The 25639-nt window shown below is 57.3% G+C and carries 24 protein-coding genes and 1 riboswitch; of the genes, 12 read left to right on the top strand and 12 right to left on the bottom strand.

The window, feature by feature from the left end; translation table 11 throughout:
* From QE396_RS06830 to QE396_RS06820, 3 genes are all read right to left on the bottom strand, one after another.
* Positions 1-822, bottom strand: a complete 822-nt coding sequence (locus QE396_RS06830; RefSeq protein WP_020884292.1) for a serine protease — start codon at positions 820-822, stop codon at positions 1-3.
* 277 nt (positions 823-1099) lie between these two features.
* Positions 1100-1489 (bottom strand): acid resistance repetitive basic protein Asr, encoded by a 390-nt coding sequence (gene asr, locus QE396_RS06825; protein ID WP_032670412.1) that lies wholly within the window; start codon positions 1487-1489, stop codon positions 1100-1102.
* Positions 1490-1666: 177 nt separating this feature from the next.
* A complete protein-coding gene (locus QE396_RS06820; RefSeq protein WP_309950463.1) occupies positions 1667-3154 on the bottom strand; it encodes a carboxypeptidase M32 in 1488 nt (495 codons plus the stop codon).
* Between the two features lie 155 nt (positions 3155-3309).
* Between QE396_RS06820 and QE396_RS06815 the strand changes: the two genes are divergently transcribed.
* Complete coding sequence (locus QE396_RS06815; RefSeq protein WP_020884289.1) at positions 3310-3672, top strand: cell envelope integrity protein TolA; 363 nt, start codon at positions 3310-3312, stop codon at positions 3670-3672.
* Between the two features lies 1 nt (position 3673).
* Here QE396_RS06815 and QE396_RS06810 read toward each other — a convergent pair whose 3' ends face one another.
* Entirely contained in the window at positions 3674-4927 is a 1254-nt protein-coding gene (locus QE396_RS06810; RefSeq protein ID WP_020884288.1) for an MFS transporter, read from the bottom strand.
* Between the two features lie 121 nt (positions 4928-5048).
* Between QE396_RS06810 and QE396_RS06805 the strand changes: the two genes are divergently transcribed.
* The 3 genes from QE396_RS06805 (at position 5049) to bioD (ending at position 8122) form a co-directional block, all read left to right on the top strand.
* A complete protein-coding gene (locus QE396_RS06805; protein ID WP_020884287.1) occupies positions 5049-5981 on the top strand; it encodes a LysR family transcriptional regulator in 933 nt (310 codons plus the stop codon).
* 94 nt (positions 5982-6075) lie between these two features.
* Positions 6076-7296, top strand: a complete 1221-nt coding sequence (mlc, locus tag QE396_RS06800; RefSeq protein ID WP_020884286.1) for a sugar metabolism global transcriptional regulator Mlc — start codon at positions 6076-6078, stop codon at positions 7294-7296.
* 130 nt (positions 7297-7426) lie between these two features.
* Positions 7427-8122, top strand: a complete 696-nt coding sequence (gene bioD, locus QE396_RS06795) for a dethiobiotin synthase (RefSeq protein WP_014169857.1) — start codon at positions 7427-7429, stop codon at positions 8120-8122.
* On the opposite strand, the gene clcB is transcribed toward bioD, so the two are convergent.
* The 8 genes from clcB to QE396_RS06755 all read right to left on the bottom strand — a co-directional run bounded on the left by clcB (position 8057) and on the right by QE396_RS06755 (position 15165).
* Complete coding sequence (clcB, locus tag QE396_RS06790; RefSeq protein ID WP_020884285.1) at positions 8057-9367, bottom strand: voltage-gated ClC-type chloride channel ClcB; 1311 nt, start codon at positions 9365-9367, stop codon at positions 8057-8059. The two genes, bioD and clcB, sit on opposite strands and share 66 nt — an antisense overlap.
* A 168-nt stretch (positions 9368-9535) precedes the next feature.
* Positions 9536-10684, bottom strand: coding sequence for an osmoprotectant ABC transporter ATP-binding protein OsmV (gene osmV, locus QE396_RS06785; protein WP_020884283.1), 1149 nt, complete (start codon positions 10682-10684; stop codon positions 9536-9538).
* Complete coding sequence (gene osmW, locus QE396_RS06780) at positions 10684-11331, bottom strand: osmoprotectant ABC transporter permease OsmW (RefSeq protein WP_014169860.1); 648 nt, start codon at positions 11329-11331, stop codon at positions 10684-10686. Before osmW ends, osmV begins: the two co-directional genes overlap by 1 nt.
* An 8-nt stretch (positions 11332-11339) precedes the next feature.
* Entirely contained in the window at positions 11340-12239 is a 900-nt protein-coding gene (gene osmX / locus QE396_RS06775; RefSeq protein WP_020884282.1) for an osmoprotectant ABC transporter substrate-binding protein OsmX, read from the bottom strand.
* 18 nt (positions 12240-12257) lie between these two features.
* Positions 12258-12968, bottom strand: a complete 711-nt coding sequence (osmY, locus tag QE396_RS06770; RefSeq protein ID WP_020884281.1) for an osmoprotectant ABC transporter permease OsmY — start codon at positions 12966-12968, stop codon at positions 12258-12260.
* 273 nt (positions 12969-13241) lie between these two features.
* On the bottom strand, positions 13242-13985 hold the full coding sequence (locus QE396_RS06765) for a YoaK family protein (RefSeq protein ID WP_025204317.1): 744 nt from the start codon (positions 13983-13985) through the stop codon (positions 13242-13244).
* 156 nt (positions 13986-14141) lie between these two features.
* Positions 14142-14765 carry a glutathione S-transferase gene (locus QE396_RS06760; protein ID WP_309950453.1) on the bottom strand — a complete coding sequence of 208 codons (624 nt, stop codon included), beginning with the start codon at positions 14763-14765 and terminating at the stop codon, positions 14142-14144.
* 106 nt (positions 14766-14871) lie between these two features.
* Positions 14872-15165 (bottom strand): DUF1330 domain-containing protein, encoded by a 294-nt coding sequence (locus QE396_RS06755; RefSeq protein WP_196480812.1) that lies wholly within the window; start codon positions 15163-15165, stop codon positions 14872-14874.
* A gap of 68 nt (positions 15166-15233) precedes the next feature.
* On the opposite strand from QE396_RS06755, the gene QE396_RS06750 reads away from it, so the two are divergent.
* The 8 genes from QE396_RS06750 (at position 15234) to atzF (ending at position 25639) form a co-directional block, all read left to right on the top strand.
* Positions 15234-15686, top strand: coding sequence for a MarR family winged helix-turn-helix transcriptional regulator (locus QE396_RS06750; RefSeq protein ID WP_020884277.1), 453 nt, complete (start codon positions 15234-15236; stop codon positions 15684-15686).
* A 217-nt stretch (positions 15687-15903) separates the two neighbouring features.
* Positions 15904-16002: riboswitch (guanidine-I (ykkC/yxkD leader) on the top strand.
* Positions 16003-16059: 57 nt separating this feature from the next.
* Positions 16060-17118, top strand: a complete 1059-nt coding sequence (locus QE396_RS06745) for a putative urea ABC transporter substrate-binding protein (protein ID WP_020884276.1) — start codon at positions 16060-16062, stop codon at positions 17116-17118.
* 17 nt (positions 17119-17135) lie between these two features.
* Positions 17136-17951: an ABC transporter permease gene (locus tag QE396_RS06740; RefSeq protein ID WP_014169869.1), complete on the top strand. Its 816-nt coding sequence runs from the start codon at positions 17136-17138 to the stop codon at positions 17949-17951.
* Positions 17948-18724, top strand: coding sequence for an ABC transporter ATP-binding protein (locus QE396_RS06735; protein ID WP_020884275.1), 777 nt, complete (start codon positions 17948-17950; stop codon positions 18722-18724). Before QE396_RS06740 ends, QE396_RS06735 begins: the two co-directional genes overlap by 4 nt.
* Before the next feature lie 13 nt (positions 18725-18737).
* A complete protein-coding gene (locus QE396_RS06730) occupies positions 18738-19445 on the top strand; it encodes an urea amidolyase associated protein UAAP1 (protein ID WP_309952598.1) in 708 nt (235 codons plus the stop codon).
* 11 nt (positions 19446-19456) lie between these two features.
* On the top strand, positions 19457-20089 hold the full coding sequence (locus QE396_RS06725) for an urea amidolyase associated protein UAAP2 (protein ID WP_020884273.1): 633 nt from the start codon (positions 19457-19459) through the stop codon (positions 20087-20089).
* A 151-nt stretch (positions 20090-20240) separates the two neighbouring features.
* Positions 20241-23843 (top strand): urea carboxylase, encoded by a 3603-nt coding sequence (gene uca, locus QE396_RS06720; protein WP_020884272.1) that lies wholly within the window; start codon positions 20241-20243, stop codon positions 23841-23843.
* Positions 23840-25639 carry an allophanate hydrolase gene (atzF, locus tag QE396_RS06715; protein WP_020884271.1) on the top strand — a complete coding sequence of 600 codons (1800 nt, stop codon included), beginning with the start codon at positions 23840-23842 and terminating at the stop codon, positions 25637-25639. The genes uca and atzF overlap by 4 nt, the downstream gene beginning before the upstream one ends.

Genomic DNA, 25639 nt, shown 5'->3' with positions numbered 1-25639 from the left:
TTACTGCTGCGCCAGTGCTTCCAGCTTGTCACGAAAACCGGTCACTGCTAAGGCCCGGTTATCTGCTCGCCATCTGTCTTTTGCCGCTGGCGCAGAGCTTTGAACACCAATCAGCTGCCAGCCGTTATCCGTTTTTAACATCAGCGGCGAGCCGCTGTCACCGGGTAACGTATCGCACTGATGCGAGAGCACGCTGTTTTGCGCCCATCCTGTGACAATACAGTCCGTGTGGGTGTAAAGCGCGTCCAGATGATCGACAGGGTAGCCTGATTGCGTCACCTTACGGTCGGCGGCTTTCAGTGCGGCAGTGAGCGCGGCTTTGTCTCCGTCAAATAACGGAAGCGGGGTAATGCCAGAGGGCGGGTAGCGCAAAATGATCAGGCCAAAATCCCAGGATGCCGCTGACGGAGGCACTATCCAGCCGTCACCGTCAGGCTTCAGACGTTTGCCGAGAGAAGCATCAACCCGTCCCTCAATACCGTGAATTTCATAACGCCACATCCCTTTTTGCGACACAAATCGCAGGGCAACGGCTTTGTCTGGCTTGCCGTCTGGCGGTGTCAGCAGGCAGTGGCCTGCCGTCAGGGCAAGTTGCGGCGTAATCAGCGTAGCGGTACATAAATTACCGCTGGCGGTTTCCAGTTGCCCGATAGCGTCCCAGGGTGCCTGGGTAGGATCGGCGACGCGCGTACGATCGTCATGACCGAAAAACAGCGTTTTAAGCTCTTTCGCGCTAATGGTTTCATCACCGCCATCATCCGCATGTGAGAATCCAGAAAAAAGACCAAACGTTCCCAGTAACAACACAACAGATTTACGCATATCACACTCTGGTGGGGGCAATTATGATTATTAAAAGTGAACCCTATGAAAATACTATAGACGGGACAGCGCTAAAGTGGGAGTAAAATCAGCGTGCTACGATCAGGAAAGATAAAAATGGCTTGCGATGAGCGCGCATAAAATAAGCAGGATAAGAATCAGCTCAAACCGATAGCGCCGCAGCATACGCCCTCCGGATAAAAAAACGGCGCTGGACCTTTCCGGTTCAGCGCCGGTTTACCAACGTGCCCCGAAAGGCACGGTTAAGCTTGTACTCTTACGCAGCTGGCTGTGCAGCTGGTTTAGCAGCTTCGTGTTTTACTGCTTTTTTGTGATGCTTTTTAGCGGCCTGGGCTTTCTGTTCTACAGCAGGTTTGGTCGCTTTTTTGTGGTGCTTCTTAGCGGCCTGCGCTTTCTGCTCTACAGCCGGTTTAGCGGCATCTTGTTTAACGGCTTTTTTGTGGTGTTTTTTAGCAGCCTGGGCTTTTTGCTCTGCAGCAGGTTTAGCGGCTTTATGGTGTTTCTTGTGGTGTACGGTTTTTGCCGGAGCAGCAGTCGTTGTTGCAGCTGGCGCAGCAGCAGCCGGTGCAGCAGTGGTTTCAGCAGCAAACGCAGCAGAAGACAGACCCATAGCAGCGGCAACAACCAGAGCTAATACTTTTTTCATGTTCATACCCTCGAATTTGGTTTTTCATTTAACCCCACTGCGGGGCCGTTGAAAGAACTATATCCCTGTAAATTCGGGGTTTCCGTGAGTGATTGGTATCGGCGTGTAACGGAATGTACAAAGGGCGGTAAAGGGTGCGCAAAAGGAAAACGGCCGGAGCGTACTCCGGCCGCTGGATTACAGATAACGGGACGTCAAATGCTCGCGGAAGTAACGGATATTCAGGTCTTCACCCGTCGCCTGGGTAATCAGTTGCGAAGTGGTGAAGCGGCTACCGTGCTGCCAGATGTTCTGACGCAGCCAGTCAAACAGGGCGGAGAAATCGCCCTCAGCGATGGAGGACTGCAGACCCGGCAGCGCCGTTTTGGCCGCATGGAACAATTGCGCGGCGTACATCGCGCCGAGCGTGTAGGACGGGAAGTAGCCAAAACCGCCGTCGGTCCAGTGAATGTCCTGCATACAGCCGTTGCGGTAGTTATCTTTGGTTGATAACCCGAGCCAGGCCTGCATTTTATCATCCCACAGTGCCGGAATGTCATCCACCTCGATATCGCCATTGATCAGCGCACGTTCAATTTCATAGCGCAGCACCACATGTGCCGGGTAGCTGACTTCGTCGGCATCGACGCGGATATAGCCCGGTTTCACGCGCTGGTTCCAGGCAATAAAGTTCTCTTCACTGAACGCCGCCTGACTGCCAAAACGGGCGTGAACCGCAGGGAGGAGATGTTTAAGAAAAGCGTCGCTGCGCCCCAGCTGCATCTCAAAGAACAGGCTCTGGGATTCGTGGATCGCCGTTGAACGGGCCAGCGCGACAGGTTGACCGGCCCACGTTCGCGGCAGGTTTTGCTCGTAGCGCGCGTGTCCGGTTTCGTGGATCATGCCAAACAGCGCGCTGAGCAGCTCGTCCTCATCATAACGCGTGGTGATGCGCACATCTTCCGGCACGCCACCGCAGAACGGGTGTGCACTGACGTCCAGGCGACCGCCGTTAAAATCAAAGCCGAGCATCTTCATGGCTTCAAGCCCAAGTTCACGCTGCGTTGCCGTCGGGAAGGGGCCCTGCGGCGGAACGAACGACTGCTGAGCCTGTTTTTCCACAACGTTTGCCAGCAGGTCCGGCAGCCAGGATTTCATATCCGCGAACAGTACGTCCAGACGCGCGCTGGTCATGTCCGGCTCGAAAATATCCAGCAGCGCGTCGTAAGGGCTGCAGCCTTTGGCTTCAGCACGCAGACGAGCCTCCTCGCGGCTCAGTTTGACGACCTCTTTCAGGTTGGCGGCAAACCCCTGCCAGTCATTGGCCGGGCGCTGAGTACGCCAGGCGTGCTCACATTTGCTGCCTGCCAGCGATTTGGCTTCCACCAGCGCTTCCGGCAACAGCGACGCCTGCTGGTAATGACGCGTCATTTCACGCAGGTTGGCTTGTTCAATATCATTCAGGTCCTCACCGGCCGCGGCGGACAGCCATTCACCCACCTTTTTATCGGTCAGGATCTGGTGTTGCAGAACGCTCATTTCGGCCAGTGCTTCACCGCGCGCGGCACTGCCTCCCGGCGGCATCATGGTAAATATATCCCAGCTGGCGATGGCGGAGAGGTGGGAGAAACGGGAGAGGCGCTGGAAGGTGCGGGTGAGTTGTTGGTAGTGGCTGTTTTCGCTCATTTCGTTTTCTCTTTGCAAGGCGATGTTTCAGGCATGAAGAGTGAGTAGTATCAAAATTCCCACCTGAATCCAAGCCATTACCCCTTAGAGTTTGGTGCTATTTCGTTCAGTAACGCTGTGTTATAACCCTAAAAAAAACGACTGCCGGATGGAAAATGAACAAGGTTGTGAGTGTAGGGATTGCAGTGTTGCTGACGGGGTGCCAGACACATCATCATGACGTAATCCCGTTCAACACCGAAGAAGACTCCGCGCATGCATGGGCGTTTGCGTATGTGGAAACAGTGAAACAAAGGATGACGACCGCAGAGCAGTATGAAGGGAAGCTCTGCTCGTTAAAGATTCACCAGCCCAAAGGCGCGGCCTATGTGACCAACATTCAGGTGGTAAAAGGCAGCGATCCTGAGCTGTGTAAGGCCGCCATTGCGGCCTTACAGTCTGCCAGTGACGATCATGTGCTCCCAGTGGTACCTGATGAGCGTATCGGGGAAAACTACACGCTCGATTTCAAACCCTGAATCAGTGCAGCCGCTGGTGTAAACGGGTCCCTACCAACAGCGCCCCGCAGAGCATCAGCGCAATAAAACCGCCCACGCCGTTCCAGCCATAGTTATGCCAGAACACCCCACCCAGCGTCCCCGCAAAGCTGGAACCGAGGTAATAGCTGAACAGATACAAAGACGACGCCTGGCCTTTGGCCCGGCGAGCGCGCGGGCCAATCCAGCTGCTGGCCACCGAGTGAGCGGCGAAGAAACCGGCAGAGAAAAGCAGCATCCCGGCGAAGATAAGCCACAGGGAGGCGAAAAGGGTCATCAACAGGCCGAGCAGCATGACGGCCGTAGAGACCAGCATAACCGGACCGCGTCCAAAGCGGGCCGTCATCGCTCCGGCTTTAGGTGAACTCCACGTGCCGGTGAGATACGCCACAGAGAGCAGACCCACCACCGCCTGACTCAGGTGCCACGGGGAGAGCATCAGGCGATAGCCGATATAGTTAAACAACGTAACGAATGAGCCCATCAGCAGAAAGCCGGTCAGGAACAGCAGCGGCAACCCTTTGTCACGCCAGTGCAGACGGAAGTTGATAAACAGCGTTTTCGGGCGCAGGGAGGTAGAACGAAAATGACGTGATTCCGGAAGGATTCTCCAGAACATCAGCGCAGACGCAAGGGCAAAGCAGCCGATCACCGCCAGCGCAATACGCCAGTTAAAGAAGTCCGTAAACACCCCGCTCAGCAGACGTCCACTCATTCCGCCAATCGAGTTCCCGCTGATGTACAGCCCCATAGAGAAGGCGACAAAGCTCGGGTGGATCTCTTCGCTGAGATAGGTCATCCCGACCGCCGCCACGCCACTCAGGGATAACCCAATTAACGCGCGCATCACCAGGATACCGTGCCAACTGGTCATCATCGTGGAGAGTAACGTACAAATCGAAGCCAGCATCAGGGCGGTAACCATCACCTGTTTACGGCCAATGGCGTCGGAAAGTGGCCCGGTGAAAAGCAGACCAATCGCCAGCATGCCGGTAGAGATAGAGAGCGAAATACTGCTGCTGGCAGGCGATACGCCAAATTCATGGGAAAGAACGGGCAGGATCGGCTGAACGCAATAGAGCAGGGCGAAGGTTGCCAGACCCGCTGAGAAAAGCGCCAGCGTGACGCGCATGAACTGGGGGGTACCACGTTTAATGAACTGAACCGGCTGCGATGCTGCGGGTAAATCATCAATATCTCTGGCCGGATCGATATCAATGGTAGATGTACGACTCACACAATGTCCTTGCTTAAACATCCCCGTGGTTTCGGGTGACGGGTATGACCACACGATCAGAGTAGGAAAATGTAAATATTCTGTCTAATATATTAATAATCTCAAATGATACTTTAAAAATATGAATATCGAACTGCGTCATCTGCGCTACTTTGTCGCCGTCGCTGAAGAGCTTCATTTTGGCCGCGCGGCGGCAAGACTGAATATCTCACAACCCCCGCTAAGCCAGCAGATCCAGATCCTTGAGCAACAGGTCGGGGCGCGCCTTCTGGCACGGACCAACCGCAGCGTGAGCCTGACGGCGGCCGGGAAGCAATTTCTGGCCGACAGCCGACAAATTCTCAGTATGGTGGATGAGGCGGCAGCCCGGGCAGAGCGGCTTTATCTCGGGGAAACCGGAGAGTTGCGGATTGGGTTTACCTCGTCTGCACCGTTTATCAGCGCTGTTTCGCAGACCCTGTCGTCGTTTCGCCGGCATTTTCCGGATGTGCATATTCAGACGCGCGAAATTAATACCCGCGAGCAAATCGCTCCGCTGAATGAAGGTTCTCTTGATTTAGGTCTGATGCGTAACACCCAACTCCCGGATACGCTGGCGTGGCAGGTTATTCTGCGCGAACCGTTAATGGCAATGATCCCGCACGATCATCCGCTCGCCTCGCGTTCGGCGGTCACGCTGGCAGAGCTGGCAAAAGAGCCGTTTGTTTTTTTCGACCCGCAGGTAGGTACCGGTCTGTACGACGATATTCTGGGCCTGTTACGACGCTACGATCTTGCCCCGATCATTACGCAGGAAGTCGGGGAAGCGATGACCATTATTGGGCTGGTCGCGGCGGGGCTGGGTGTCTCTATTCTTCCGGCCTCGTTTAAACGGGTACAATTGCGTGAAATGCGCTGGGTTGCTATCGCCGAAGACGATGCTGTTTCGGAAATGTGGCTGGTATGGTCGAAACATCATGAGCAGAGCCATGCAGCGCAGCGGTTTAAAGCACAGCTGTTAAGCGCCTCTGCAGGACAATATTTAGAGGGAAAAGTGGGTAAAAATGTGCAGTAAATCACATGGCTAAGTAAATATTTGACGACGGCCATTGAAGTGCTTCACCATAGCCCACAGTTTATTTCGATGCTCGAAAATAAGGGAGTACGAGGTGGTTGCTGATAGTCAGCCAGGGCACATTGATCAGATTAAGCAGACCAACGCTGGCGCGGTTTATCGCCTGATTGATCAGCTTGGCCCGGTTTCGCGTATCGATCTTTCGCGCCTGGCACAACTGGCACCTGCCAGTATTACCAAGATTGTTCGTGAAATGCTGGAAGCCCACCTGGTCCAGGAGACGGAAATTCAGGAGCCGGGCAGCCGCGGCCGTCCGGCGGTCGGCCTGGTGGTGGAGACTGAAGCGTGGCACTACCTGTCACTGCGCATTAGCCGGGGAGAGATCTTCCTTGCCCTGCGCGATTTAAGCAGCAAGCTGGTGGTAGAAGACCGGCTGGAACTGCCGCTCAAGGCTGAACAATCGCTCCTCGATGCCATTGTCACCCATATCGATCACTTCTTTATTCGCCATCAGCAACGCCTTGAACGCTTAACGGCCATTGCGATCACCATGCCGGGTATTATTGATACCGAAAATGGAATCGTGCACCGCATGCCGTTCTACGACGATGTCAAAGAGATGCCGCTGGGCGAGGTGCTGAAAAATCACACCGGCGTGCCGGTCTATATTCAGCATGACATCAGCGCCTGGACGATGGCGGAGGCGCTGTTTGGCGCATCCCGCGGCGCAAGGGACGTGATTCAGGTGGTGATTGACCATAACGTCGGGGCGGGCGTCATCACCGACGGACGCCTTCTGCATGCCGGAAGCAGTAGCCTGGTCGAAATCGGCCACACGCAGGTCGATCCCTACGGCAAGCGCTGTTACTGCGGCAACCATGGCTGTCTGGAAACCATCGCCAGCGTGGAAAGCGTGCTGGAGCTGGCGCAGGTCAGGCTCAGCCAGTCCATGAGCTCTTCGCTACACGGACAACCTTTGACCGTCGATTCACTCTGCGCCGCAGCGCGTCAGGGGGATTTGCTGGCAAAGGATATTATTACCGGAGTGGGGAATAACGTTGGCCGCATTCTGGCCATTATGGTGAATCTCTTCAACCCGCAAAAAATCCTGATTGGCTCACCGCTGAGTCAGGCGGCGGAAATTCTCTTCCCGGCTATCTCGGCCTGTATTCATCAACAGGCGCTCCCGGCCTACAGCAAAAATATTGCCGTGGAAAGCACCCAGTTTTCCAATCAGGGCACCATGGCTGGTGCAGCCCTGGTCAAGGACGCCATGTATAACGGCTCGCTGCTGATCCGCCTGTTACAGGGTTAACTCTTTTCCGCAGATGTACGAAAAATTGCGCTATCTCAAGCTGGGTAGCGCACGCATCCCGTAGACTTCCCCCACTGAATTATTTCTCTGGTTTATATTTTCGAAGCATACCCAAGAGGTGGAATGAGTCATGCTTAAGCGTTTCTTTGTTACGGGTACAGATACCTCTGTCGGCAAGACCGTTGTATCCCGCGCGTTGCTACAGGCTCTGGCAGCAAGCGGTAAACGCGTTGCAGGGTACAAACCGGTCGCAAAAGGCAGTAAAGAGACGCCCGAAGGATTGCGGAATAAAGACGCCCTGGTGTTACAAAGCGTCTCGTCACTGGAACTGCCATATCACGCGATCAATCCCATTGCCTTAAGCGAAGATGAAAGCAGCGTGGCGCACAGCGGTCTGATTAATTACACCCTGTTGTCCGACGGTCTGGCGAACCTGAGCGAGATGGCCGACCATGTCGTGGTGGAAGGTACCGGCGGATGGCGCAGCCTGATGAACGATCTGCGCCCGCTTTCTGAGTGGGTGGTGCAGGAGCAACTGCCGGTGATCATGGTGGTCGGTATTCAGGAAGGGTGCATCAACCATGCGCTTCTGACGGCGCAGGCGATTGCCAATGACGGATTGCCGTTGATTGGCTGGGTCGCAAACCGTATCAACCCGGGCCTGGCGCACTACGCGGAAATCATCGACGTGCTCAGCAAAAAACTGCCGGGACCGTTGGTGGGCGAGCTGCCTTATCTGCCGCGTGCCGAACAGCGTGAATTAGCGCAGTACATCGATCTCTCTTCCCTCGGTCGCATGTTGTCCGTAGATCGAGTCGTGGCGTAACGTCCGCGACAAGACGGACGCGATCACGCAGGCAATCAGCAAACCGGGCAGCAAAAAATACTGCCCGGTCATTTCACAGACCATCAACGCAGACATAATGGGCGCATGGGTCGTCGCGGCGAGTAACGTCGCCATGCCTGCCAGCCCCAGCAAAATCACCGTTTCAGACCCCGGAAACCACAGCCCGAAGAGTTGTGCAAATAGCATTCCTGTGGCCATGCCGACAAACAACGTCGGTGTGAAAACCCCGCCCGGCGCGCCAGAACCGCTGCTTGCCAGTACCGCCAGTAATTTACAGAGAAATACACCTGCTATCACGGACAGCAGCGGTGGGGCGAGCAGAAAAGCCTGAACCACGCTGTAGCCATTCCCCCACACGTCAGGCGTCAGGAGCGACAGCAACCCGACGATCGCTCCGCCGAGCGCCAGTTGCCAGGGCGGCGAGAGCCTGAGACGCAGAAATAACGAATGGCTGAACGCCATAAGCCACATCAGCAGCGGTCCGCACAGGCCCGCCAGCAGGCCTGTCGCGACAAGCAGGCCATAATCTGCCGCACTGAGTAGGCCACTCAGTTGGACGTCATAGAGCGTACCGGCACCGGGCGCTAAGAGTCGCGTGGTAAGCAGGGCTACCACCGCCGCAATCACCACCGGCCCGAGCGAGGCCAGCATCAGCGTGCCAAACAGAATTTCGGCAATAAACAGGCTGCCGGCCAGGGGCGCGTGATAGGCGCTGGCCATCCCGGCCGCGGCTCCGCAGGCAATCCATAATTTCCATTCGGATTTCGGCGTAAAGCGTTGGGCGAAAAAGGAGGCGGCCAGTGCCGCAAGCAGGATCATGGCACCTTCGCGGCCAATGGCGCTCCCACTGGAGACAACCAGCAGTGACGCAAGGGATTTTACGAGGCTCGAGCCATAATCAAACTGGCCGTCACCCGTCTCCAGCGCTTCCATATAATCTGTCGGCGCATGAGGACGTTGCGCCGTAAGCCGCTGCCATCCCCACAACAATAACCCCGCCGTCAGCCCTCCCAGCGCGGGCGTGAGCGCGCGACGCCACGGGGATAACGCCGCCGCGGCATTCACCAGACTGCCGCTGTTGTTACTGAGAAACAGCCACTCCAGCAGATACATGCTGTGGCGGAACACCGCGACGGCCAGCGCGGCCAGTATGCCGGTAAGGGTGGCAATCAGAAGTCTGCGAAACATCGCGCGGATGTCGGGATAAGCGTGAAGACGTTGCATGGGCCGCAATTAAACGTGGGAGATACAATATTGTGAGGGGAAATCGCGGGGTTAGCAAAAGGTATGCGTGCGATGAACCGTGTCGGCCTGAGCAAATGCGCTGTGGGGGAGCGTGCCGCCGGGCAGGTCAGCGCCATACGTCTGGCCCGCCCGGCGGAGTGTTTTCGCTTAACTCTCGCTGTGAATATTCAGCGCCCGGCGCGTACGGCCGGAGCTGAGATACTCGGCAATATAATCCTGTGAGATCTCGCCGTTATAGCGACCCTCTTCGTCGACAATCGGCATCCAGCTGGTGTTGCTCTCATACAACCGTGAAAGCACCACGCGCAGGTTATCCTCCGCTTTGCCGGTCATACGGAACGGATGCAGGATATCGGCACAGGTGCCACTGGCATTACGCGCTTCCCGACGCTTCACAAAGCCCAGCGGTTTACCCCGATCGTCCACGACGGTAATGGCGCGAATATCGTTGTCATCCATGGTCGCAAAGGCGTCAGAAAGCAGGGTAGAGCCCCGCACGGTGAGGGTCGGTTGCTGGTCGGTGACATCGCCTGCCGATACCAGCAGCAGACGCTTGAGCGTACGGTCCTGGCCGACAAACGAGCCGACGAACTCGTTCGCCGGTTTTGCCAGCAGCTCGTCCGGGCTGGCGCACTGGACAATACGCCCCTGGCGGAAGACGGCGATACGATCCCCAAGCTTCAGGGCCTCGTCGATGTCATGGCTGACCAGCATCACGGTCTTTTTCAGTTTGCGCTGCATCTCCAGGAACTGGTTCTGGATCACCTCGCGGTTTATCGGGTCCACCGCACCGAACGGTTCATCCATCAGCAGTACCGGAGGATCCGCCGCCAGGGCGCGGATCACGCCGATACGCTGCTGCTGACCGCCGGACATTTCACGCGGATAGCGGTTGAGAAATTTATGCGGGTCCATGGCCACCATATCCATCAGCTCTTCAGCGCGGGTTTTGCACCGGGCTTTATCCCAGCCCAGCATGCGCGGCACCACGGTGATGTTCTCCTCAATGGTCATGTTCGGGAACAGACCAATCTGCTGAATAACGTAGCCAATATTGCGGCGCAGGGTCACGGTATCCATCCCGCTGGTGTCTTCACCGTTAATCAGGATCGTGCCGCTGCTTGGCGCGATCAGACGGTTAATCATCTTCAGGGTGGTGGTTTTCCCACAGCCTGACGGGCCGAGCAGGACGCACATTTCCCCTTCAGGCACGTTGAGGTTGACGTTGTCGACGGCCTTAACGCTCTGGCCGTGTTTCTGCGAAAATTGTTTGGTGAGGTTTTCCAGTTTTATCATTATCGTATCCCCTTTGGAGTCAGAACGACCTGCAGACGATGCAGCAGCCAGTCGAGCACAATCGCTAAAAGACAGATCATCAGCGCACCCGCAATTAACATACGAATATCGCTACCGCCAATGCCGTTAAGCAGCAGCAGGCCAAGGCCGCCAGCGCCAATCACTGCGGCAATGGCCATCACGCCAATGTTCATCACGACGGCGGTGCGGATACCGCCAAAAATCACCGGCAACGCCATCGGGATTTCAACCCAGCGCAAACGCTGCCAGAAGGTCATCCCGATACCGCGTCCGGCTTCACGCAGGCCCGGCGGCAGGCTGTCCAGCGCGGTATGGGTGTTACGCACAATTGGCAGCAATGAGTAGAGAAACACCGCCGTGATAGCGGGCAGGGCACCAATGCCCTGACCGATCAGCGAAAAGAGCGGGATCATCAGGCCAAACAGCGCAATGGACGGTATCGTCAGCACGATGGTGGCAATCCCCAGCACCGGCGTCGCCAGCCATTTGTGGCGGACAATCAAAATCCCCAGAGGGACGCCGATGAGTATGGCTAGCCCAACCGCCAGCGCCACCAGCCACAGGTGTTGCAGCGTCAGGGTTAACAGATAGTCCCAGTTATCCAGAATGTAGTGAATCGTCTCCATAGCGCCTCCTACAGCAATTGTTTGCTACGCAGGAAATCACGGGCGACCTGCTGCGGTGACTGATGGTCGATATCCACCTTCTTATTCAGTTCGGTGATAACGTCGTTATTGAGCTGGGCGGAGAGAGTATTCAGCGCCTCTTTCAGACCCGGATTGGCGTCAAGGGTGTCTTTACGCACCACGGGAGTGACCGCATAGCTCGGGAAGAAGCCTTTATCATCTTCCAGCACCTTCAGGTCGAAGCCTTTTACCCGCCCGTCGGTGGTATAGATAAGCCCGGCATCGACGAAACCGTCCCGCACCGCGTTATAGACCAGGCCGGGGTCCATCTGGCGGATCTGCGGGCGATCCAGTTCCATGTTGTATGCCGCCTGCAGCGGTTTCATCCCGTCGCTGCGTCCGGCAAATTCGAGGTCCAGACCGAGCAGCCAGTTTTTATCCGGATCGGTTTTACGGATCTGCTCAATCTTTGCGACCATTTCAGACATGGTGTTGATGTGTTCCGCTTCGGCGCGTTTACGCTGCATGGCGAAGGCGTAGGTATTGTTCATATCGGCGGGGTTGAGCCATACCAGACCGTGCTTCGCGTCCAGGCGTTTCACCGTCTCGTAAGACTCCTGTGGCGACATGCGCTTGTTGATGTGGTTAAAAATGATTAACGACGTGCCGGTGTACTCCCAGGTCATATCAATCTGTTTGTTGATCATCGCGTTGCGGGAAATGACCGTAGCAATATTGGTCTGTGGCTGGACCTGAAACCCCTTCTTTTGCAGATACTGGACGGTCATGGCCGAGAGAATGTGCTGCTCGGTAAAGCTCTTGGTCGCCAGGATCAGCGGGGCCGCTATCGCCTGGCTGGTGAACAGTGCCGCGGCACACAGCGCCGTCAGGCCGGATATCAGTCTCATAAAAGCTCCTTGTTATTGTTATCGAGCGAGATGTGGACTCATCACGCGACCCAGCGCAGCCAGCAGGGTGTCGAGGATCAGAGCAAACAGGGCGGTGGCCGCCGCGCCGAGGATCAGCGTCGGGAAGTCGTTGAGGTAGATACCGGGAAAAATCAGTTCGCCGTAGCTGCTGGCACCAATCAGGAAGGCCAGCGGGGCGGTACCCACGTTGATGGCGGTGGCAATGCGGATCCCGGAGAGCATTACCGGCCAGGCGTTGGGAAGTTCGACCTGGCGCAGACGCTGCCATTTCGTCATCCCAATGCCATTAGCCGCTTCCTGTAACGACGCCGGAACCGAGCACAGTCCGGCATAGGTGTTTCGCACTATCGGCAGCAGCGAGGCGAGGAACAGGGCGATAATCGCAGGCGTATCACCGATACCAATCACCACCATTGCCAGCGCCAGAACGGCCAGCGGCGGCAGGGTATTACCGACATTAAAGATTTGCATCACGTATTCAGCGATACCGCGTGCTGACGGGCGGCTCAACAAAATGCCGCTGGGAATACCCATCAGCAGGGCAAAGAACATGGATGAGAATACCAGGATTAAATGCTGTTGCCCGAGGTAAATCAGGTCAACCTGACGCGCCTTAATCGTGTCCAGCCCAATTCCCCAGGTGAGGAGGGCAACGACCACAATAATGGCGCCGACAAAAAGCAGCGAACGTTTGAGTAATGGGTGCATTGCGATGTGTCTCCCTGTGCGCATGCGTTATAGCAACCACGGGTTGCCTGTTGTTATGCCATGTTTCGGCAGGGGTAGATGACCTATAGCAAGCGTTTGGGATGGGTTCCAGCGAAGGGGGAAAATCAGTAACCCTATGAAATTAGTGACAACCTTAGGTTAAGCCTTATGGAGCAAGGGCTGGCTGTGGGGCAGACAGAATTGTCCTAAAGCGTAATTTAAAATGTGACAGCGTCACATGGCGTGAGCGTCTCCTCACGCCTGCGACCCTCATTATCGGCTGAAGGCGGCGCGAACCCGGCGAACGCGCACTGAGGTGCTGATGATGGAAAAGGCGGCGACAACGACGAGCATTACCCCAAGCGCCAGCATGGCGTTAAACCCAATCCACCTGAACAGGATCAGCCCGGCGATACCGCCGGTAATAAACGAGAAAATGGTGGTTAAGTGGGTTTTGAGCTGACTTTTTTGCGCTGCCGTATCTTTGGAATAATCCCGACGGAGCATCGCCACCAGGACCGAGGCCAGAGATATTCCCGCGTCCGTCAGCGTGCCGGTAATATGGGTTGATCTTACCCGGCCGCCGGAAAGCTGGGTCGATGTTGAATTATGAATCCCCATCAGACCACAAAGAAAGATAATAATTTCACGGTTAGTCGTGAGGGCATGGAAATACATCTCGTAACAGGAAACGCCGGTCAGTAATAATCCCTCGACCAACAGTATCTGGCAAAAAACCAGCCTGATATTATGGATAATCCCCCATAACACGATGATACGGGCCATGATTGCGCCGGCAACAAAAGACAGAATAATGGCGCCAAAGAACAAAATATCATTCAGATCGGTAGAGGAAACTTCGCTGGATAATTGGGAGGTATTGCCGGTCATATGGGAGGGAAAAAAGCCAAATGCCCCGAGGGCGATGGCGTTGAGCAAGCCTGCAGAGGTCGCCAGCCAGAGTGCGAGCAGGCGATCCTCCTGATGCGTTCGTTCTTTTTTGAGTTTAATCAGCAAGAATACCTCCGGGTTGAGCTTTGCCTGACTATTCAGGCTAGCAAAGCGGTGCAAGGGGCTGTCCAGGATATTGCTTAATTATTATTCCTGATAACGGCATTCAGGGTTTTGTAATTAAATAAAATATCCTTGCTGAATGTGTGTGGGCTGAAAAACTTACACCATACCGTTATTCCCGTGACGTAAAAATGCCGGTCGCTGATTAAGCCGTTCGAACCAGGCGTTAATTGCCGGCACATCAGGCTTATCAAATGGCGTCATTTTCCAGCGGTTCACCGAGAGACCAAGTACCACGTCTGCAAGGGTAAACACCTCACCCGCCGTATAGGCTGCAGTGCGTTGCAACTGCTCCTCCAGAATAGCGATGCAGTGGTTCCACGTTTTAATTCCGGCGGCAATACGCTCCGGGTCGTTATAGTCCGGGTTATTGCGTCCCAGTGCCGGAAAGACATACCGCCAGGCATTGTTGAATTCGCTTGCCTGCCAGTCCATCCAGCGTTCGACGTTAGCACAGGCCTGCGGTTCCGTTGGCAGGAGATCCTCACGGCCGGCTTTATGTGCCAGATAACGGCAGATTGCGTTAGATTCCCAGAGGACGAACTCGTCATCGAGCAGCACGGGAACCATGGCGTTGGGATTCAGGGCGCGGAAGGCAGCGGTTTGCGTGGAGGCAAAACCGCTGCCGTAGTCTTCCTGGTGATACTCGATACCCGCTTCTTCGCAGGTCCAGAGCACTTTACGTACGTTGATCGAGGTTGTCTTGCCCAGGATGCTTAACATGATGCCGGTGTCCTTTTAGAGATGCAGTGTTTAAAAACTCTACACCGGTTCTGGCGAACGGGTGGAGAAATCTGGAAACGATACCGCAGGCAAGGAAACGAAACGCTTAGTCAGTGGTGACAACAAACATTTTTGCCTGCTGTGCCAGCTGGCGTTCAGCTTTGATCGGGGCATATTTTTCCGAATGGTAAAACGCCAGCGCCTGCTGCAGTGAAGGGAACTCAAAAATGCCAGCAAAGGGTAGCGGTTCTTCATCGCCTTCAAGGACTTCAACAACAGGACCAAAATGCAGAATTTTGCCGCCGGCCTCTTCAAGTGCCAGTCTGAAGCGAGGGGCAAGATTGGCCTGCCGTGCAGGGTCGATAACACGTAAATTGATATGGATAAATGCGGGCATCATGATACCTTGAATAGCGTTAATAGTGTATATACACTATTTTATCTCACCGTATCTGTCGAGCGTAAAGTATGAACACTGTTGATCTGGCGTTACTAAAAACCATCCCCGAGACCTGTCCGGCGTATCAGGCACGTGCAACCGCACGGGCTATTACGCGTTATTACAACGCCTGCTTCAGACCTTATGAATTGACGGCAGAACAGTTCAGCCTGCTGGTGGGGATCGGCGGTGGCGTAAATGAAACGGTGGCAGGGCTTGCATCAAAGGCCGGGGTGGATGCAACCACACTGAGCCGAAACATACGGATTATGGAGTCCCGTGGGGTTATTGAATCAACGGGGGGGCGCGGACGCCGTGGAAAACAACTTAGCCTGACCGCGCAGGGGTGGGCGCTTCTGACATCCGTGATCCCCGTATGGCAGTCCGCAAGAGAGGAATTGTCACGTAAAATGGGAAGCGAGCAGCTCAGCCTGACGACGACGATGATGAAAGACCTGGCAAATACCAGCACATCATTTTGAGCCTTTCCTGCTGTCGCAGACACGTTCTGTGGGCAACGCCGTCAGCACCACGCGTCATCCCAAAGAGCACCAGCACGGTGCACTCAACTCGCCGTGTCTCACCAAAACGGTGAAACAGCCTGCACAGGCAGACTTAACAGTTTAATAATTAACATAAAAAAATTCTGGCATATCCCTTGCAACGCTTAACACTGAAGGGCAGCACACCACAATTTGAAAAATAGCTGGCTAGGGTTCCGGTTCACTGCGGTGAATGGCTGGTCCAAGAGCTGGCGACCTCTGAGAGGTTACACGGCGGGACAAAAGCCCGGGAGACAGCAGCACCTGAAGGTGTCGCGCTGCCCCCTAATTTTGTGCCACTCAGAGGTCAAGCATGAAGAAAACGCCATTATTCCGCACCCTGGTACTCTCCCTGGCGATGCTGGTCAGTCTCCCCACCTTTGCTGCGGTGAAGAAAGAGTTCAACGTCTGCTGGACCATCTACGCCGGCTGGATGCCCTGGGGCACCCTTAGCAGTAGCAAAATCATCGATAAATGGGCCGATAAATACGGCATCAAAATCAACGTTGTTCAGCTCAACGACTATATCGAATCCATCAACCAGTACACTGCGGGCCAGTTTGACGGCTGCACCATGACCAATATGGATGCGCTGACCATACCGGCCGCGGGCGGCGTTGATACCACGGCGCTGATCCTTGGCAGCTATTCAGAAGGCAACGACGGCGTGGTGATGAAGGGCGAGGGCAAAACGCTCAACGACCTGAAAGGGATGAAAGTCTACCTGCCTGAGCTCTCTGTTTCCCACTATCTGCTGGTGCGCGGCCTGGAAAAAGCCGGCCTGGCCGAAAAAGACGTCACTGTGGTAAACACGTCTGACGCGGACATCGTCTCTGCCTTTGGCACGGCAAATGTGCAGGCGGCGGTAGCCTGGAACCCGCAGCTGTCGGTCATCAAAGGCACACCAAAAACGACTGAAGTGTTCAGCTCCTCTCAGGTACCGGGTGAGCTTATCGACATGATGGTGGTCAACAGCGAAACCCTGAAAGACAACCCGGCGCTTGGCAAAGCATTGACCGGCGCATGGTACGAGATGATGGGGCTGATGAAAGCGCAGGATGCCACCGTGCTCAACGCAATGGCCGCCGCCTCCGGTACCGATCTGGCCGGTTATCAGGCGCAGCTGAAAACAACCCACCTGTTCTATACCCCGCAGGACAATATTGCCTTTTTAACGTCGCCGGAGCTGGCGAAAACCATGCATCGCGTGGCCACGTTTTCGTTCGATAAAGGGCTGCTGGGCGATGGGGCGCAAAGCGCGGATTTCATCGGCATGCGCTTCCCGGGCAATGTCACCCAGGGCGATGCCAGCAACGTGAAGCTGCGCTTTGACGACAGCTTCGTGAAAATGGCCGCTGCCGGCACGCTGTAATAACGGACGGAACATCCATGCGACAAATTAATCGCCATCCCACGCCCGGCATGCGGCTGATGCTCGTGATGCTGCCTTTCGTCCTGCTGCTGGCCGCGTACTTTTTCGGTTCCGCGGTCAGGCTGGAGGCTAACCCGCAGGACAAGCTGCTGCCTGGCCTGCAGCAGATGCTGGACGCGCTATCACGCATGGCGTTTACCCCGGATAAACGCAGCGGTGACTATCTGTTCTGGGTGGATACGCTGGTGAGCCTTGCCCGTCTTCTGACGGGGCTGGTCATCGCCTCGATCATCGGCCTCTGTGTTGGCGTCACCGCCGGTGTTTTCCCGCTGTGGCGCGCGTCGCTCTCGCCGCTGATGACGGTGCTGTCGATGATCCCGCCGCTGGCGATCCTGCCGGTGCTATTTATCGTTTTCGGGCTGGATGAATTGTCGAAAGTGATGCTGATTGTCATCGGCATCACGCCGATGCTGGCGCGCGATCTGGAGCATCGCGCGTGCGAAATCCCACCGGAGATTCTGATCAAAGCCCAGACGCTGGGTGCCAACAGCTGGACGCTGGTGTTGCGCGTGGTACTTCCGCAGCTGTTATCGCGGCTGCTGACCTCGCTGCGTCTGCTGCTGGGGTCGGCATGGTTGTTTCTCATTTCGGCAGAGGCCATCTCCTCAACCGCCGGGCTGGGCTATCGCATTTTCCTCGTGCGCCGCTATATGGCGATGGATGTGATCATTCCGTACGTCCTGTGGATCACGCTGCTGGCCTGGCTGATGGATCTGGCCCTGCGCCAGTTACATAAAACCTGGTTTCCCTGGGCGGAAGGAGGGAAGGCATGAGCTTTATCACCATCAACAATATCTGGCAGGAGTACGGCGACCACGTGGTGCTGGAGCGCCTCAATCTGCTGGTGAAAGAGGGCGAGTTCTGCTCAATGGTGGGGGCCTCTGGCTGCGGAAAATCCACGTTTTTGCGCCTGCTGCTCGGTCAGGAAGCGCCCAGCCGAGGGTCCATTACGCTGGACGGTAAACCGCTGCACGCCGAGCCGGACAGCAGCCGGGGCGTGGTGTTTCAGCGCTACTCCGTTTTCCCGCATCTCAGCGTGCTGGATAACGTCACCATAGGTCTGGAACTGCCGCAAGCGACGCTGTTCGGGCGCCTGTTTGGGGCAAAGAAACGCGCGGCGCGTGAGCGGGCCACCGGGATGCTGGAAAAAGTCGGTCTCGGGCATGCGATGCACAAATACCCGGCCCAGCTTTCCGGCGGTATGCAGCAACGTTTAGCCATTGCGCAGGCCTTCATCATGCAGCCGCGCGTGTTGCTGCTGGATGAGCCGTTTGGCGCCCTGGACCCGGGTATTCGTAAAGATATGCACGCCTTGTTGCTTCAGCTGTGGGGGGAGACCCGCATGACCGTCTTTATGGTCACCCACGATCTTTCGGAAGGCTTTAACCTCGGCACCCGCTTACTGGTGTTCGACAAAGTGCGCCTCGACCCGCAGGCGCCCAACGCCTTTGGCGCCCGTATTACCTACGACATTCCGCTCAACGAGACGCGGCTCTCCGCGCTGAGTGGAACGGCTCCCGATAACGTTTATGCATTAAGGGGTTAACACCGTGAATACCATGACCATGTTACGTGAAGAGATCCTGCCCGGCGGCGGTCACCTCTCGTTTGTGCTTAAGCGCGGGCAGATCCTAAGTATGACCGACATTGAAGGTGGAGCAAACGTCAGCCTGCTGATGCTGAATCCGCACGAGAAAAGTGAACGTCTGAACCTGCCCGACACCCTGAAAGGTCAGCACACCGCGCGTCTGACCGCCGGACACTGCTTTTACTCCGACATGGGACGCGTGCTGGCAGGCATCACCACAGATACCTGCGGCTGGCATGACCCGTTTGGCGGCGTACTGAACGCCGCCGAGGTGACTGAAAAGTATGGCCAGGGACGCTATCAGGAACTGCGTAACGGGTTTTACCGAAACGGAACGGACAACCTGCTGGTGGAGATGGGTAAGTGGGATCTCAACCTCGAAGATCTGCTGATGGTGGTCAACTTCTTCAGCAAAGTCACCGTCGATGACCGCGGTCAGTTCACCTTCCACGGCGGTTATTCGCAGCCGGGCAGTTACGTGGAGCTGTACGCCCCCATGGACACGCTTGTGGTGATGACCGCGCTGCAGCATCCGATGGATCCGTCCCGGGAATATGCCCCACGACCGGTCGCGCTGAGCTGGCGACAGGCTGAGGATGAAGAGGGGGCCGTTAACGCGCTTCTGACGCGCCCGGAAAACGAACGCGCCATGACCAATACCCGGCTTTTCGCCCTGTAAGGAGCAGTAAAATGACCATGATCTCTGAAAAGCATGTGCAAGACGCGGTATTTCGCCACGTGATCCCGGCAGGTGAACCGTACCTGTTCGAGGTGAAACAAGGGCAGACGTTGCGCCTGCTCGACCTGGAAGGTAACCAGGCGGTCGACACGCTGTTCTACAATGCCGATAACCCGCGTGAACGTTACGATGCGCAGCGCACATTGCGCCGTCAGAACAACGCCTATCTCACGCGGGGCAGCGTCCTGTACTCCAGCCTCGGTAACCCCCTGCTGACCATTATCGACGATACCTGCGGGCGTCACGATACCCTCGGCGGGGCCTGCGCCCAGGAGAGCAACACCGTGCGATACGCCCTCAATAAACGCCATATGCACAGCTGCCGCGATAACTTCCTCTGCGCCTGTCTGCACGATGGCCGTCTGCAAAAACGCGACATCACGGCCAACATCAATTTCTTTATGAACGTGCCGGTGACGCCAGAGGGTGGGCTGACGTTTGAAGATGGCATCTCCGCGCCGGGGAAATACGTCGACCTGCGCGCCGAGTGCAACGTCATTGTCTTGATCTCCAACTGTCCACAGCTGAATAACCCCTGCAACGGCTGGAACCCAACGCCTGCTGAGGTGCTGGTATGGAACTGACGCCCACCCGCTGGCAGCGACTGCGCCAGGCGCTGTACCGCCTGTTTGAAGTTCGTGCCGGACGCATTCTGCCGTAACCGCTTTTTCCCCATGGACGACCATGGGTGAGCCGATTTTCGGCGGGACGACCCGCCACGATTGAGTCTGACCTATGTTGACGACACTCCTGATTGCGAACCGCGGGGCGATAGCCTGCCGCATTTTACGCACCCTGCGCACCATGAAAATCCGTGGTGTGGCAGTCTATTCCGAGGCGGATATCAGCAGCCTGCATATTCGCGAGGCCGATGAAGCGCTGAGTCTGGGCGATGGCCCGGCGGCGAACACCTATCTGGATAGCACGAAGATCATCGCCGCCGCGAAAGCCAGCGGCGCACAGGCCATTCATCCGGGCTACGGTTTTCTCTCGGAAAACGCCGCGTTCGCCGAAGCGTGTGACGCCGCGGGGATTGCCTTTGTGGGCCCCACGCCGGAACAGCTGCGTCTGTTTGGGCTAAAACATACCGCTCGCGCGCTGGCGAAAACGCACGGGGTTCCGATGCTGGAGGGCACCGACCTGCTGGCCGATGTTAACCAGGCCGTCAACGCTGCCGCCGGGGTGGGATATCCGGTGATGCTGAAAAGCACAGCGGGAGGCGGTGGCATCGGTATGCGCGTCTGCTATGACGCAGAAGCGCTGCGTGACGCGTTCGATGCGGTAGTGCGTCTGGGGAAAAATAACTTCAGCGACGCGGGTGTGTTTATCGAAAAGTACATCGAGCGGGCGCGTCATCTGGAAGTACAGCTGTTTGGCGACGGCAAGGGCGAGGTGATTGCCCTCGGCGTGCGCGACTGCTCTGTGCAGCGGCGTAACCAGAAAGTGCTGGAGGAGACGCCCGCGCCAAACCTGCCGGCGGGCATGGCGCAGGCACTGTGCGAGGCGGCGATAACGCTGGGTAAAGCGGTCAACTACCGCAGCGCGGGCACCGTTGAATTCGTCTATGACAGCGACGCCGCCCGCTTTTACTTCCTTGAGGTGAATACCCGTTTGCAGGTGGAGCACGGCGTGACCGAACAGGTGTGGGGCGTGGATCTGGTGCGCTGGATGATCGAACTTGCCGCCGGAACGTTGCCGCCATTGACGACACTGCGTGACACCCTGAAACCGAAGGGGCATGCCATTCAGGCCAGGATCTATGCCGAGAATCCGGGCCGTCAGTTCCAGCCTTCACCGGGACTGCTCACCGACGTGGCTTTCCCGCCCGATGACCGCGTTACGCTGCGCATCGACAGCTGGGTTGAGGCCGGATGCGACGTCCCGCCGTTTTTTGACCCCATGTTAGCCAAAATGATCGCCTGGCAGCCGACACGCGAAGCCGCCATCCGCGTGCTGCATACCGCGCTGGGGGAGACCCGTCTTTATGGCGTTGAAACCAACCGCAGTTATCTGCAGCAGATCCTGACCTTCGCACCGTTTGCCGCAGGTGAGCCCTGGACCCGCTGTCTTGAGCACCTGATGTACCAGGCGTCCACGCTGGAGGTGCTCAGCGCCGGTACGCAGACCACGGTACAGGATTACCCGGGACGCACAGGCTACTGGGCGGTTGGCGTTCCGCCATCCGGGCCAATGGACAGCCTGGCGCTGCGTCTGGGTAACCGTCTGCTGGGCAATAAAGACGATGCCGCCGCGCTTGAGATCACCCTCAGCGGCCCGACGCTGAAATTCAACTGCGATGCGCAGCTGGTGGTGACGGGCGCTGAAATTGCGCTCACGCTGGACGGTGAACCGCTGGCCAATAATCACGTTTTTCGCGTACGTGCGGGCATGACGCTGCGTATGGGAGAGATCCGCGGTGAGGGCGTGCGCAGCTATCTTTGCCTGCGCGGCGGGTTTAACGTGCCGGAATATCTGGGCAGTAAAAGCACCTTCACGCTGGGGCAGTTCGGGGGGCACGCCGGACGGGCGCTCCGCACAGGTGACATTTTGCACCTGGCTCCGTTAACCGAGCCGGTAGCGGACGCGCCGCTGCCGCAGGCGCTGCACACGAGGCTGGACGCGGTGCGCGAACTGCGGGTGATTTACGGCCCGCACGGTGCACCGGAGTATTTCACGTCGGATTACATCGCGACGTTTTTCGCCACCGAATGGGAAGTGCATTTCAACTCCAGCCGGACGGGGGTACGCCTGATTGGTCCGAAACCGGAATGGGTTCGCGACAGCGGCGGCGAGGCGGGCCTGCATCCGTCGAACATTCATGACAATCCGTATGCCATCGGCGCGGTGGATTTTACCGGCGATATGCCGGTGATCCTCGGCCCGGATGGCCCAAGCCTGGGCGGGTTTGTCTGTCCGGTCACCATCATCGAGGCCGATCTGCACGCGGTAGGACAACTGAAGGCGGGAGATTACGTTCGCTTTGTGCCGGTGGATATTGCCACCGCGCGACGGCTGGCGCAGGCGCAGGAGCGCCAAATCGCCAGCCTGACCCCGCAACCTGTCATGTGGCAACCTGCCGTTCTGGACTCACCGATTGTGCTGACGCAGGGGACGGACGATAAACGTCTGGTGGCGAGAGTGTCGGGTGATACCCATCTGCTGCTGGAGATTGGCGAGCCTGAGCTGGATCTGGTGCTGCGTTTTCGCGGCCACGCGCTGATGCAGGCGCTGGAGGACCGGGCGCTGAAAGGCGTTATCGATCTCACGCCGGGGATCCGCTCCTTGCAAATTCATTATCAGCCGGAAACGTTGCGCCTGGATAGCCTGCTGGAGGTGATCGCCGGGCTGTGGCAGGGCGTTTGTGACCAGGACTCGCTGGACGTGCCATCGCGCATCGTCTGGCTGCCGCTCTCCTGGGACGATCCGGCGTGTCAGAAAGCCATCGACAAATACATGACCACCGTGCGCCGCGATGCGCCGTGGTGCCCGAGTAACCTGGAGTTTATCCGTCGCATAAACGATCTGGCTAACATTGATGAAGTGTATAAAACGGTGTTCGACGCCCGTTATCTGGTGATGGGGCTGGGGGATGTCTACCTCGGCGCGCCGGTGGCCACGCCGCTCGACCCGCGACACCGTCTGGTGACCACCAAATACAACCCGGCGCGTACCTGGACGGCGGAGAACTCGGTGGGTATTGGCGGGGCATACCTCTGCATCTACGGTATGGAAGGGCCGGGCGGGTATCAGTTTGTGGGGCGAACCCTGCAGATGTGGAATCGCTATCGCACGGTAGAGGATTTCGGCGGCAAGCCCTGGCTGCTGCGTTTCTTCGATCAAATTCGTTTTTATCCGGTCTCAGCCGGGGAGTTGCAAACCATCCGCCGGGATTTCCCGCTGGGGCGTTATCCGCTGCGTATTGAACACACCACGCTGAAACTGGCGGAGTATCAGCAGTTTCTGGCTGACGAAGCACCTGAGATTGAGGCATTCCGTGCGCATCAGCAGGCGGCGTTTAATGCCGAGCGTGAGCTCTGGATAGCGGGCGGGCAGGCGCATTTTGACAGCAGCGACGAAACGACGGATGACGGTGACGACGCGCCGTTACGGTCGGGAGAATCCGGTGTTGAAAGCCCGGTTGCCGGCAACCTGTGGCAGGTGAACGTTGAGGTCGGCAACTCCGTGCGCGAAGGCGATGTGCTGGTGGTGCTGGAGTCGATGAAAATGGAAATCCCGTTAGTTGCCACTCAGGACGGTGTGGTCAGTCAGGTCCGTGTCCAGCCGGGGTCGTCGGTGCGGGCGGGCCAGTGCGTGGTCGTTCTGGAGAAAACAGCATGAAGCCTCTTTATGATTTACGTCTCTCTGTGCTGGCAGAGGCATACCGTGAAGGCCAGATCGCCCCGCGTGAGGTGATAACGGCATTACGCGAGCGCGCGCTGGCGCTGAACCCGTCATTTAACGCTTTTATTTATCTGCTCACCCCTGAAGAGCTGGAGCCGTACCTTGCCGCGCTGGAGGGCGTAGCGCCGGACACGCTGCCGCTGTTCGGCGTGCCCTTTGCCATCAAAGACAATATCGATCTGGCGGGTATCGACACCACCGCCGCCTGTCCGGCATTTGCGTATCGGGCAGAGCAGGATGCAACGATAGTTTCGCAGTTGATTGCGCTGGGGGCGATTCCTCTGGGGAAAACTAACCTCGATCAGTTCGCAACCGGCTTAAACGGTACGCGCTCGCCGTATGGCCCATGTCGTAACAGCGTTCATCCGGATTACCCGTCCGGTGGCTCCAGCGCGGGGTCGTCGCTGGCGGTCGCCCTGGGGCTGGCGAGCTTCGCGCTGGGAACGGACACGGCCGGTAGCGGGCGCGTACCGGCCTCGCTGAATAATCTGGTCGGCCTCAAGGCAACCAAAGGACTCATCTCCACGGCAGGGGTTGTGCCTGCCTGCCGCACGCTGGACTGCGTCACGTTTTTCACCGCGACAGCAGCAGAGGCCAGCCAGCTGCTGGCACTCACGGCGCGACAGGATCCGCGTGACGAATACAGCCGGTCCAACCCGACGTGGAACGGCCCTCAGGCTTTTGGTGCCCCTGCTGCGGGCTTTCGCTTTGGCGTGCCGGAGACGCTGGAGTTTCTCGGCTGTGCAGAAAGCGAGGCGCTGTATCACCGCGCGAAGACGGGGCTTATCGCGCTGGGTGGCGTGCCCGTGACTCTCGACTTTGCACCGTTTCTGGCGGCTGCGAAACTGCTCTATGACGGCCCGTGGGTCGCCGAGCGTTATCACCTCGCGGGTGCGCTGATTGAACGCCAGCCCGACGCGGTGTTGCCGGTTATCCGTGATGTCCTGCAAAACGCGCCTGCAGCCACTGCGGTGGCGGCGTTTGACGCGCAGTACAAACTCCAGCGGTATAAAGCCGAGTGCGATGCCATGATGGCCGACCTGGATTGCGTATTAATTCCGACGTATCCCCGCCCGGTGAGTCTGGCTGAGCTGGCCGATGAACCGGTTAAAAGCAACTCGGCGCTGGGCATCTATACCAACTTTATGAACCTGCTCGACTATGCCGCCGTAGCGGTTCCAGTCGGTGAAATGAACAATGGGCTGCCATCCGGCGTCACGCTATTTGGCCGCGCGTTTACCGATCAGTATCTGCTCAGTCTGGCCGATGCGTTACAACGTCACACAAAATTAACGTTACCGGGCAATCGTGCCATGCTGGACGACGCGCCGACCTGCACTGCAACCCATGACCGCCTGCGGATAGTGGTCTGCGGTGCGCATATGGACGGTCTGGCGCTCAATGTTCAGTTACGAGAGCGCGGAGCACGCCTTGTAGACGCGACCACCAGCGCACCTTATTACCGTCTGTATGCGCTGGCGGACGGTAAACGTCCCGGAATGGTTCGGGTGGCAGACCAGGGGGCCGGGATTGCGGTCGAAGTCTGGGAGCTACCGCACAGCGAAGTGGGGTCGTTTCTCGCCGGGATCCCCGCACCCCTGGGGCTGGGAAAAATCGAGCTGCAGGATGGACGGTGGTTGACCGGGTTTATCTGCGAGGCGTATGGCCTGGAGGGGGCACGGGATATCACGGAATTTGGTGGCTGGAGAGCCTGGCTTGCCCGGAAGCGGTGA

This window comes from Enterobacter sp. SORGH_AS_0287 (assembly GCF_031453695.1).
GTDB lineage: Bacteria > Pseudomonadota > Gammaproteobacteria > Enterobacterales > Enterobacteriaceae > Enterobacter > Enterobacter ludwigii.
This window is presented reverse-complemented; position numbering and strand designations above follow the sequence as displayed.